The sequence below is a fragment of the Granulicatella elegans genome (genome assembly GCF_020735385.1).
Classification (GTDB): Bacteria; Bacillota; Bacilli; order Lactobacillales; family Aerococcaceae; genus Granulicatella; species Granulicatella elegans_B.
On record NZ_CP085953.1, the window covers coordinates 1,614,498 to 1,627,385 of the forward strand.

A 12,888-nucleotide genomic window follows, 5' to 3' on the forward strand; every position below is an offset into this window, starting at 1 on the left:
ATACACTTCACGCTATCATTGGCTTTTTCTGTCCAAATATCAATCAAAAAAGCCCAAGCTAGTTAAAGCTCAGGCCATTCTTACATTCTCTCAATTTTTATTTCTATTCCAGACTTGAAGGTAATTTCAAATTTATCATCAAATATTTTTATCTGTTTGATGTATTTCCTCACAAGTTCTTCATCATATTCTGTTATCTCTCTGCTCTGACTTTTGAGAAATTCTTCCATATCCTTGATGCGTCTTTTGGTATCTTCATCTAGTGCCTTTTTTACTAGCATTTTGTGTTTCTTGCCTTTTAGCGTCTCAACTTCATTAGCGATATCCGTATAATCTTTCTTCGTTCTTACCTGTTCAAGCAATTACCCCATCAATGATTTCGATTTCTTTTGTGTTATTACCTGCAATCACTTCTTCAATGTTTTTCATGAGTTTGACATAAGTTTCTTCAGAGGTTTTAAGTGTCATGTTCATCGCTTTAACGACAACTTCTTGCAATTCTTCTTCCTTTATAGTTGAAGCGTTGCAGGCTTTTGGCCCATGTTCAACTCTGGTGCAACATCTCCAAACTACCGAGCGTTCACCTCGATTGCTCCAGACAATACGCCTGTAAATATCACCACACTTTGAACACACACAAAGGCTGGATAGGGCATACTTGCTTGAATAAACTCGCTTTTTTCTTTTCCCTTCACCACTAAACATATTGGCACGTCTTAACATTTCTTCTTGCACTTGTATAAAAATATCTTTAGATATTATCGCCTCATGGATGTCTTTGACATCTTCCATCGTGTTGATGTTTTCCTTTTCAAATATGATAGATATATTCTTTTCTCTTAGCTGTCTTATATACTTTAGGCAGTCGATGGTATTTCTTGCAAATCGGCTGATAGATTTTGTAATGACCATATCTAGCACATATAATAAATGACTCGTACATCTCCTATTTGGGTTGTTCGACAAATCTTGTCGGTGATTTCTCACCAACAGGATTTGTCGAACAACCATAATAATATAAGGGATGACGTCTGTCATCCCTTAATTTTTACCCCTAAAATTATTGATTTTTTCAGTTGCCCCCTAAAGTACTCCTAAAAAGTTCTCGGGGAAACCCAAAAACTTATTGGATACCCTGCTTTTGCATAAGAGCGGTTATTTTTGTTTTTGAATATATGGTTTGCTTTTGTTTAATAGATCTTATTTTTCTTTTCTATAGACTCTATTTATAACTAGTACACCGCATGCTACGAATGCAAGTCCAAAAGCATAGTGCATATTCATTCCATTATCACCAGTGTCTGGTAATCTGTTATTTTTTGAGTTCAAACTTGAAGTTCCACGAGACTGTGTTCCATTTTTATCCTTTGATTCTGGTTCACTAGGGTTGACATCAGGTGTACCCGGTTTTTTATTATTTGATCCCGGTTCACTAGGGTTGACATCAGGAGTGCCTGGTTTTTTATTCTCTTCCCAAACAGCTATGAAAGTATGATCTTCAAGTGCCGTATAGTTATCTCCTGGCTGATACTCTGAACCCTTCCAATACTTGAATTTGAATCCATCCTTTACAGGAGCTTCCATAATCATAATTGTAGTTCCCTTTTTGACTTCTATTGTCTTATTTGCACTGTCATTATTCCAGTTACCACCATTAGGATTATATATGATTTTAATCATAATATCTTTCCAGATGGCTTTTACTTCTGTATCTTTTTCTATAGTGATTTCTGTTCCTGGTGCTACTTCTTTACCATCTACTTCCCATGTTTTGAATTCTTGGTTTTCTGATGGTGCTCCGAAAGCATTTTCTGGTAATTTGTATTTTTCACCTTTTTTAACGGCTGCAGAATCCATTGAACCTGTTCCAGTATTTCCGTTAAATGTTACTTTGTATTTAATGTCTTTGTGTTCAATGTCTTTCCAGGTAGCTTTTACTTCTGTATCTTTTTCTATAGTGATTTCTGTTCCTGGTGCTACTTCTTTACCATCTACTTCCCATGTTTTGAATTCTTGGTTTTCTGATGGTGCTCCGAAAGCATTTTCTGGTAATTTGTATTTTTCACCTTTTTTAACGGTTGCAGAATCCATTGAACCTGTTCCAGTATTTCCGTTAAATGTTACTTTGTACTTAATGTCTTTGTGTTCAATGTCTTTCCAGATGGCTTTTACTTCTGTATCTTTTTCTATAGTGATTTCTGTTCCTGGTGCTACTTCTTTACCATCTACTTCCCATGTTTTGAATTCTTGGTTTTCTGATGGTGCTCCGAAAGCATTTTCTGGTAATTTGTATTTTTCACCTTTTTTAACGGTTGCAGAATCCATTGAACCTGTTCCAGTATTTCCGTTGAATGTTACTTTGTATTTAATGTCTTTGTGTTCAATGTCTTTCCAGATGGCTTTTACTGTTGTATCACCAGTAATTTTTATTTTTTCTCCTGGTTGTTTTAGATTTGTAGAGTCATCTCCAATTTGCCAACCAGAAAATTCTTTGTTAGCTGGTGGGGTAAATGTGTTAGATGCTGGTAATTCATACTCTGTATTTGCTTTTTGAGTTACTTTGTCTTTCGTTCCACCACCAGTATTTGCATCAAAAGTTATATCATATGTCTTTGTTGCTGTTGCTGTAAAAACATTATTGCCAGCAGTTGCCACGAAGTTATTTGTGTTCCATGTTGGATCAGTATATCCATCTTGCGCTGATAATGTTATAGAATCAACAACAGATGCATTAACAACAGGAAGTTTATAATCTTTTAAATTAGTATTTGGTTTAACTTTATATTTTTGATAACTTACAGGATTATCTTTATTTCCTTCAATTGCTCCAGATCCAGTATTATCAACTTTTGTTCCTTCACCTAATTTAAATTCAACCACTCAAGCATCATCAGGAGTGTTTTCTCTTTTTTCTGATGTTACAAGATCGCTGACGTATAGTGTTTGTTCAACCTCTAAGGAAGAACCGTCATCAAATGTTACTTTAATCTTACCTTTGTAGTCTCCTTGTATATCTGTATTTCTTCCTGGAGTTGCCTCATCAATAAATTTTGTTCCTGCTTCATCTAAGAACTCTTTTATTTTTGCTTTGTTATCATCTGATGCATCGTCTTTAGCTTTTACACCGTCTTTCCAGTCAACTTTATCTCCAACCCATTTTTTTATATCTACCGGGTCGAGACCGCCTAGTTTTTTAACTTTTTCAGCTTTTGTTTCTTCTTTTGTTTCTTCTACAGTTAAAGTTCCAAAATCTGATGTAAGTGGTGTTTTATCGTCATCCGCTACTCCACCCTTATCTGTTACTTTAGCTTTTACATCTGTTTTGCCTTTTACCTTGTCTTTAGAAAGAGTTATAACGCCATTTACTACTGTTCCTTCGCCAGCAATAGACCAAGTTCCATCATCAGCTTTTGTAGCTTTAGTTGTTTGAACTTTACCGTCTTTATCTGTATAAGAAACAGTAATAATATTCGCATCTGTATCTTTTTCATTTGGAGTGATTATGATGTTTTTCTTATCATCACTTAATGCAACTGTTGGTGCTTCTGGTTTGATATTTTTTAGAAGGTCTTTGGCCGGAATTGTTATTTTTGGATTAGCTCCTTCTTTTACCTTTAATGAACCATCTGCGTTTTTTCCCGGAACATAATGCCCATTGTCCCAAGTACCTGCTACATCATTACCACTAAATATTTTGGCATTGCCACTGTCATCAAATTGTATAACTGCCGGTACTTCATTCCAATCTCCGGTTCCGTTTGGTAATTTAGATGTGCCATCTGGTGCTTTATATGCTTCTTTAATAGCATTAATTATAGTTGTTTTATCCTCTGCTGTTAATTTTCTAGGGTCTTTAACTTCTGTCTTTTCAGGTATTACTGGTTTTACAGTAGTTGTAGAACAAGATACAAATTTATGGGGTTCTTTTACTGTAACACCAACTATTTGGTCGAGAGTTAAACTTTCCTTATTTTGTTCTTGTAAAGTATAGGAAAAAGTTCCATCATTTTCTAAAGTTACTCCTACCGGATTAGATGAGTCTTTGTCAATTCTACATCCTTTGTCAGTACAAAAGTCTCCTGATTTCTCCTTTTTAACATTAATGATTAATTGTACTTTTATGCCGTCAAAAGGTCCTTCACCCTCTAGTTTTCCCTTAATTACATTGTCTACAATTGTAATTTCATTAAGATTAGCTCCTCTTGAATTTTCTGTAACTGTTTTTATTTGTAAATTTTTAGCTTCAACTATCCCTGATGTCGAACCATCAGTATAAGTTACTTCATAATAAGCATGGTTAGTACCATCAATAGTAAACTTAACTGATTTCATATCACCAGCTACTGCAGTATTTGCATCTTTCAACATTTTAACAGCTTCTGCTTGTTCGTCTTCATTAACTATGTTAGAACTTGTTTGTTCTATCCAAATTTCGCCTTCCGGCATTTTAAGAGTAACTGTAGATGCCTTAGATGGTTGAGCAATCGCAGTTACCTCTGGTGATTTATTTTCACCTATTTGTTGGTAAACAGTAACAGTATCGCCTTTTTCAACTTTAACTTCTCCAGGTAATTTTACTGACCATGTTGTTCCACTTGTAGGTGTAACAGAAAGAGTAGCTTTTACAGTACCATCTTCACCCTTTAATGTTACATGGACTGTTGCTATTACAGTCTTTTTATTAACTTTATCTCTATATTTAGCTAGATTGCCTCCTGAAATAGTTGTGGCATCGTATAATACAGGGTTAACGGTCGGCTCCTTAACCTTGATCTGCGTATCCATTTTTGTTGTAACAGAATTAGGCTGGAAGCCATTTGCATTTGCGAAAGGTGCCAGTGATGACAACATAATCATAAATGAAAGTAGCCCAACTGAAATTTTCTTGGAGATATTAACATTCTCCCTGAATAAATTCATAAATTTTGATTTTAAATTCATTTTTTCCATCCCCTCATATTTTTTTATATTAACAGCGCTTTAAAAATTTTCTGTTTTATCTTATAACTATGAATAGTATACCACAGTTTCAAGCATTCGTTAATCTTTTTTGATATTAAAATACCCCCGAGTTGTAAAATAAATGGAAAGACATTTAAAAAAGAATCAGATGTCAGATTATGAAATTTATACAAAACTAGGGATTTCTAAGGCAACTTTTTATCGTGAAGTAAAACGTGGTGAAGTGGAACAATTAGCTAGTGATTTAGTAGCTTATACGATCTATTCTTCTCAAAAAGCACAAAAAGAATATGAATTTAACGCTACTGCAAAAGGTTCCCAATTAAAAATAGGATTCTCACTTTCTTTATATGCCAGATCAACAATCGCTCCGGCAATTCTATCTGCCACCTTATCCAGATGGCTCGGATTTACTTTTTCAATCATTTTTTCTTTCTCTCCTTAGTAACTGTTCCATAGAATCATCACTTTCCTCTTCAAAAAACTCTGTACAATTTTGTTTGACAATATCATATATTTCATACCAAATTAGATTCGCTGTCTTTTGAAACTGAGATGACATCTGTATAAATGGTGAACTAACTACACCTCCTGTTGTAGGATGCTAACCAATCATACCGTATTTACTAATGGCATCTTCACACTGTATATATCTGGCAAAATCCTGTGAATATGCTTCTATCAGTCTTTTGTTTACCAGCTTTTCACCTTTTCTTTCTTTTAACCACAAGCATATCTCTTTATATATTTCATCCGCACCCAGCGGAATTCCATTTTTTTGTTTTTTCTGATAAGTACTCACTTGGCTTTGGCATATCATATGCTTCAAGGTTGACTTTGTCCGGTAGGTCTACCGCTTCCAACTCTATATATTCCAGTTCCTAAACTATTTACTCCAACAACTAAAAAAGGAATTAAGCAACCTGACGCTGCTTAATTCCTTCACTAAATTTGTTTCATCAACCCTATTTGACAAAGAGCCGTAATTCTTTATATAGATTTGGAGGTGAATTTTTCACCCACCTCCAGCACTATCATTTTGGTTACAGTTCCATTGTCAATTGGTTTTGTACCTACTATTCTTCGGATTCTGACTCAAATTTTTACTTAAATATTTCAAAGTAATTTATACTTGTTCATCTTCCTTTTTTCCTTTTTTGAAACCAATAAGGGCTAGTAAGCTTCCTGCCATACCCATAATTCCTGCAAACATGCTTAGATTATTAGTAGCGCCTGTCTTTGGTAAGTTCTTAGATGGTTTGTCTTGTTTGTCATCTGTTGGTTTAACTGGTTTCTTACCGTTTTCGTCAACTGATGTTTTTCCATCTTCTGGTTTTTTGTCAGAACCGTTGTCGTCTTGACCCTTCTTGTGACCTTCAACTTCAACTACAACTTCGACTTTTCCACCTGGTAGGTCTGGATTTTCTACTGTTACTGTAATTGGTCCATCTACGTTCTTACCTGGTGTTACTACGATATTACCATTTCCGTCGATTTCTACTGGTACATCTTTACCATCTTCGTCTTTGGCTGATACTTTTGTATCTTTATCAGGGTTTATAACTTTAACGCCAGTGTCTTGTTTGTCATCTGTTGGTTTAACTGGTTTCTTACCTGTTTCGTCAACTGATGTTTTCTTGTCTTCTGGTGTTGTGTCAGAACCGTTGTCGTCTTTGCCTTTCTTGTGACCTTCTACTGGTACTTCAAATGTTTTGTCTTTATCAAAGTCACCGTCTTTTACTGTTACTGTGATTGGTCCATCTACATTTGTGCCTGGAGTTACTTTGATCTTTCCATCTGCACCAATTTCTACTGGAACTTTGTTTCCATCTTCATCAACTGCTTCTACAGTTGTTGGTGTTTTGTCATCTTTGTTGGTTACAGTTAGACCTGTGTCTTGTTTTGTTCCATCTGGTTTTACTGTTGTTGGTGTGCCTGTTACGTCTGTTTTTGCACCTGTGCCTGGTTTACCATCGTTGTTGTCGTCAACACCTTTTGTATGACCTTCTACTGGTACTTCAAATGTTTTGTCTTTATCAAAGTCACCGTCTTTTACTGTTACTGTGATTGGTCCATCTACATTTGTGCCTGGAGTTACTTTGATCTTTCCATCTGCACCAATTTCTACTGGAACTTTGTTTCCATCTTCATCAACTGCTTCTACAGTTGTTGGTGTTTTGTCATCTTTGTTGGTTACAGTTAGACCTGTGTCTTGTTTTGTTCCATCTGGTTTTACTGTTGTTGGTGTGCCTGTTACGTCTGTTTTTGCACCTGTGCCTGGTTTGCCATCGTTGTTGTCGTCAACACCTTTTGTATGACCTTCTACTGGTACTTCAAATGTTTTGTCTTTATCAAAGTCACCGTCTTTTACTGTTACTGTGATTGGTCCATCTACATTTGTGCCTGGAGTTACTTTGATCTTTCCATCTGCACCAATTTCTACTGGAACTTTGTTTCCATCTTCATCAACTGCTTCTACAGTTGTTGGTGTTTTGTCATCTTTGTTGGTTACAGTTAGACCTGTGTCTTGTTTTGTTCCATCTGGTTTTACTGTTGTTGGTGTGCCTGTTACGTCTGTTTTTGCACCTGTGCCTGGTTTACCATCGTTGTTGTCGTCAACACCTTTTGTATGACCTTCTACTGGTACTTCAAATGTTTTGTCTTTATCAAAGTCACCGTCTTTTACTGTTACTGTGATTGGTCCATCTACATTTGTGCCTGGAGTTACTTTGATCTTTCCATCTGCACCAATTTCTACTGGAACTTTGTTTCCATCTTCATCAACTGCTTCTACAGTTGTTGGTGTTTTGTCATCTTTGTTGGTTACAGTTAGACCTGTGTCTTGTTTTGTTCCATCTGGTTTTACTGTTGTTGGTGTGCCTGTTACGTCTGTTTTTGCACCTGTGCCTGGTTTACCATCGTTATTGTCGTCAACACCTTTTGTATGACCTTCTACTGGTACTTCAAATGTTTTGTCTTTATCAAAGTCACCGTCTTTTACTGTTACTGTGATTGGTCCATCTACATTTGTGCCTGGAGTTACTTTGATCTTTCCATCTGCACCAATTTCTACTGGAACTTTATTTCCATCTTCATCAACTGCTTCTACAGTTGTTGGTGTTTTGTCATCTTTGTTGGTTACAGTTAGACCTGTGTCTTGTTTTGTTCCATCTGGTTTTACTGTTGTTGGTGTGCCTGTTACGTCTGTTTTGTCAGTTGCACTTACAGTTTTGCTAGCTTCGTCTGATGGTTGTTTTCCATCTTCTTGTTGGATAGCTTTTATTGTGTCGCCTTCACCAATTCTAACATTATCTGGTACTGCTACTTCCCATGTCCCGTCGTCATTTATTGTTGCTTCGCCTATGATATCTTCGCCATTTGTTACAAATAATGTTGCGCCTTTGACGCCACCCGTACCTGTAATCTTTGTAGCACCAGCTTTTGTATCATCAATTACTGGAGTAGCACTCTTTTCTTTTGGAGCAACTTTTATTGGAGCATTTACTTCATCTGTTGTTCCATCTGAGTATTTTACTACTACTGGAATATTTACAGTTTTTCCAGCATCTCCGTCAACTGGTGTATATGTTACACTTCCATCAGTATTCACTTTTGCACCTTGAGGAGCGCCTTGTCCTAATTCGTATGTTACGTTCTCTGGTGTTGCAGCTTGTCCATCTTTGTCTGTAAATGTTGGAGCAGCTACTGTTGCTGGTGTGCCTACTTTACCTTCTACTTCTGTATATTTTGGTTGTACTTTATCAGCTATTTTTTCTGCAACTTTTATTGGAGCATTTACTTCATCTGTTGTTCCATCTGAGTATTTTACTACTACTGGAATATTTACAGTTTTTCCAGCATCTCCGTCAACTGGTGTGTATGTTACACTTCCATCAGTATTCACTTTTGCACCTTGAGGAGCGCCTTTTCCTAATTCGTATGTTACGTTCTCTGGTGTTGCAGCTTGTCCATCTTTGTCTGTAAATGTTGGAGCAGCTACTGTTGCTGGTGTGCCTACTTTACCTTCTACTTCTGTATATTTTGGTTGTACTTTGTCAGCTATTTTTTCTGCAACTTTTATTGGAGCATTTACTTCATCTGTTGTTCCATCTGAGTATTTTACTACTACTGGAATATTTATTGTTTTTCCAGCATCTCCGTCAACTGGTGTGTATGTTACACTTCCATCAGTATTCACTTTTGCACCTTGAGGAGCGCCTTTTCCTAATTCGTATGTTACGTTCTCTGGTGTTGCAGCTTGTCCATCTTTGTCTGTAAATGTTGGAGCAGCTACTGTTGCTGGTGTGCCTACTTTACCTTCTACTTCTGTATATTTTGGTTGTACTTTGTCAGCTATTTTTTCTGCAACTTTTATTGGAGCATTTACTTCATCTGTTGTTCCATCTGAGTATTTTACTACTACTGGAATATTTATTGTTTTGCCTTCTTCACCAGCTTTTGGTGTGTAAGTTACACTACCGTCCGCATTTACTACTGCGCCTGTTGGAGCATCTTTACCCAAAGCAAATGTCATGCCTGTTGGTTGTGGATTTGCTTTCGGTTTTGGATCTGTTGTACTCTTTTGGTCTAGGAATGTTGGAGCAGCTACTGTTGCTGGTGTGCCTACTTTACCTTCTACTTCTGTGTATTTTGGTTCGTACTTAGTCGCTTCACTATCTTTAATGGATAGAGGAACCTTGTCTACATGGCCTTTTTTCAATAAGAATTTATTACCATCAGGTCTTAATTGATAAATGTCATATGTTACTTCCACATTGGGATTTTCTTGAGTTGCATCAACGTTTGATTTTGGTGTACCGGAAATCTTATCATCTGTAATTGTTAGACCTGCAATTTCTTTACCATTTATAAATTTAGCCTTTACATTTTCAAAGACATAACCGTCAATAGGAGTTGGTGCAATTGTTGCGTCATAGGCAATATCAACTGAACCATCCTTTAGTGGTGAGTCTGTGATTATATATTCGTCTTTCTTGTTTATGGTGATAGGTCCTGCTTCGTCTTTTTGGGAAGCTGTTACAGTTACGTCAAACTTTCCAGCTTTAGTTGGAGTTCCTGATACCTTACCTGTTGATGAGTCAATAGTAAGTCCTTCGGGAAGACCTTTCGCTTTATAAGTTGCATCTTTAATTGCTTTGTTTTTAAATTCAACTTTTTCATAAAGAGAACCGATTTTGTCATTAACTTTAACTGTAAATGAATCTTGAGCTAGCAATTCTGCATTATTACCTAAGCTATCTACCCTATATAGCTTAGCTGTATAATTAGTTGTCTTTGTTACTTTGCTTGTGTCAAATTCTGCTGATTCTAGCGATCCTGTGCTTGATGGTTTTTGAGCTGATGATTCATGAACTTGATTTCCCTCTTCGTCATACCAAACTATTCTAAATTTCTCACTTGATTCTCCATGGTATGGTAGGCCTTCTGTTGATGTTTTAGCAACATCTCCTGGTAGGGCTTTGTTGGCACCTGAGTCATAATTTGTTATATTAAATTTAATTTCTCCTGGAGCAACCGCAAAGTCTGCACGTAAAATTTGTGGTACAGCATTAGTTACACCAACTCCAAATCCAGTTCCAGACCAACTACCATTGATACCAAATACATTACTCATTTGTGTATATTGATTATTATTATATGGTGTCATAACACGGAGATGGTCAGCATTTTCTACAGATACAAATAACCAGTCATAGTTTACGTGTTTTACTTTGTTTGTTGGGGTTCCTGCATAATTAAAGCTTCCATTGTTTGCCTTATCTGCAACTTTACCAAGTCTGTCAATTTGTTCTTTAGTCCACCTATTCCAAACTTGTCCACTATAAGGCTGGCCTGCCTTATAAGTATAATTTTTTAATCCAGCATCTCTATTCTTTAAATCTCCCCAAGTTCCCTTAAATTGGATAATATATTTTCCATCAGCATTTGTTTTTGCAGATACTGTTTCAGCTATCCACTTGTCTGGATCTTTTTTAACTTGTTCTTTTATCCAATCTTGTAATTTCTTTTCTTGCTCAGCTGTCCAGCCAGCTCCACGAATATCTGAAGGTTTCGCAACGCCCATCATAACAGCAGTAGATTCGCTATAAATTTCTTTTAGCGCATCATCTGATAGATATGAAGCTTTTATGGTTATATCTTTAGCTGGAGTACCCGTATCAGCTACTGTATTCCATTGGATTCCACCAACTCCTGATTTGTAATCCCAACCAACAGTACCTGTAAGATATCCACCATCATGTTGTTTTTCTGTTGGTGTAGCTTTTTTATGCATTTGTTCAAGTGGTTTTTGCATTAATAATATTTTCCAATTACCATGAATATTTCTTGCAGTGTTTGATCCTGCACCACCTTGTGTTATTGGTAAATCTTGATTAGGGAATATTACAGATTCACCTGTTATATATTGAAGTTGGTAGCCTTCTGGAATAGTTGACTCATCAATCCAGAATCTATATCTTTCACGACCAGCAGATACTGTTGGATCTGCATCAAATTTAATTAAGCTTCCATCTTCGGCAACATATGGTTTTATTCCCATGTGTATTTGACCATCTGCTCCTGATGTAGCTGTATAAACTGGTGATGAATATCGTTTATTTCCCCATGTTTCAAACCATTGGAAATAAGCCTTAACACCTGCAATTGGCTTAAATTGATGATCACTTGCCTTAGATAGGTCTGCATCAATATTTAGTCCATTAACCACGCCAACATAGGCATGCACAGCATTGTTTGCATCTTTCCCTACAGTTGTATCTTCAGGCTCAGATGCATCTCTAACTCTAGTGTTTTCATTTTCAGATGCATTGACAGGTTGAATCTTATCTATCTCTGCGATTCTTTCTTCTATGAATTTTGGTATGTCAAAATCCTTGTTCTTCGCTAATTCAGCCTTGATTTCATTGACAATAACTTGTATTTGTTCTGAATCAAATCCAGCATCTTCAAGTTGTTTTTTTGTTCATCTGTTAATTTGAACTCAGTGGCTTTTTCATTTGTTTCAGATGCAGCTTCAGTAGTTGTTGTTGATTTTGGTTGAACTGCTGATTCTTTTGCAACAGAGGAAGATTTTGCTAGGTCAGTAGCTTTTGTTTCTGTTGGTTTAACAACTTCCTTGTTAGGTTGTTCTACTTCTTCACCAGCGTTGGCTTTAGTTGATTCAACATTCGCTTCTACAGCTTGTGGTGCATCCACATTTTCAGCAAATGTTACATTAGGTGCCATGAACATCATGTAACCTAATAGACAAGAAACCATTCCTACTGTTAATTTCCTTAGACCATATTTTGGTCTTTCGTTAGAGCTTTTTGCTCTTTTTTCAGTAATGATTTTTTTAAATAAATTTTTGTTATTCATTACTACTTCTCCTTTTCTTAAAAATAAATTCTACGCCGTTAATTTTGATCAATAAATAAAGGAATAATTAAAATGCCTTTAATTTTTAATTACTGATTAATACAATTCATAAATTCACACACATTAACATAAGTGTTATTTTAATTTTAACTATAATTTAGCGGTGTGCAAGATATGATTTTTCACAATATTAAAGCATAGATAATATATATAATTCTATCACATCGAATGAATAATGCAAGTAATTTAGAATCAGAATCATTTACGCTATCTAAGAAACACAAACATTTGTGACACGAACCAGTGTCAATACAACTTGTGGGACAATTGGCTTAGCCACAAAATCCTTGTTTTACGGGATTTCATGGTGTCGATTTTTATTTTAGCACTACTTCTAAAGTATTGATTTCATTGGCTTTATTTAACTACGAAAATAATTCCATATATATTACCATATTTTCTTGTTTTTTTCAATCAGCTCCAAAATTACTGAAATCTACGAAGAATGATTAATTATTTTAGACTGTTTTGAAGATATTTTTTTGT

At 35.8% G+C, this 12,888-nt stretch carries 7 protein-coding genes and 1 pseudogene; all 8 read right to left on the reverse strand.

Annotated elements, in window-relative coordinates:
- Positions 1 to 80: 80 nt before the first annotated feature.
- Positions 81 to 362, reverse strand: coding sequence for a hypothetical protein (locus tag LK443_RS08040; protein WP_227931407.1), 282 nt, complete (start codon positions 360 to 362; stop codon positions 81 to 83).
- Positions 355 to 912 carry a zinc ribbon domain-containing protein gene (locus LK443_RS08045; protein ID WP_265416417.1) on the reverse strand — a complete coding sequence of 186 codons (558 nt, stop codon included), beginning with the start codon at positions 910 to 912 and terminating at the stop codon, positions 355 to 357. The genes LK443_RS08040 and LK443_RS08045 overlap by 8 nt, the downstream gene beginning before the upstream one ends.
- A 288-nt stretch (positions 913 to 1,200) precedes the next feature.
- On the reverse strand, positions 1,201 to 2,880 hold the full coding sequence (locus LK443_RS08050; RefSeq protein WP_227931408.1) for an InlB B-repeat-containing protein: 1,680 nt from the start codon (positions 2,878 to 2,880) through the stop codon (positions 1,201 to 1,203).
- Complete coding sequence (locus tag LK443_RS08055; protein ID WP_227931409.1) at positions 2,881 to 4,941, reverse strand: Rib/alpha-like domain-containing protein; 2,061 nt, start codon at positions 4,939 to 4,941, stop codon at positions 2,881 to 2,883. It abuts the gene before it with no gap.
- A 351-nt stretch (positions 4,942 to 5,292) separates the two neighbouring features.
- Positions 5,293 to 5,388, reverse strand: a pseudogene (locus LK443_RS08060) (S-adenosylmethionine synthetase); the annotation flags it as partial.
- A 178-nt stretch (positions 5,389 to 5,566) separates the two neighbouring features.
- Entirely contained in the window at positions 5,567 to 5,764 is a 198-nt protein-coding gene (locus LK443_RS09580) for a hypothetical protein (RefSeq protein WP_416217138.1), read from the reverse strand.
- A gap of 324 nt (positions 5,765 to 6,088) precedes the next feature.
- Positions 6,089 to 11,692 (reverse strand): Rib/alpha-like domain-containing protein, encoded by a 5,604-nt coding sequence (locus LK443_RS08070; protein ID WP_227931410.1) that lies wholly within the window; start codon positions 11,690 to 11,692, stop codon positions 6,089 to 6,091.
- Between the two features lie 176 nt (positions 11,693 to 11,868).
- Positions 11,869 to 12,342 carry a YSIRK-type signal peptide-containing protein gene (locus tag LK443_RS08075; protein WP_227931411.1) on the reverse strand — a complete coding sequence of 158 codons (474 nt, stop codon included), beginning with the start codon at positions 12,340 to 12,342 and terminating at the stop codon, positions 11,869 to 11,871.
- Positions 12,343 to 12,888: the final 546 nt, after the last annotated feature.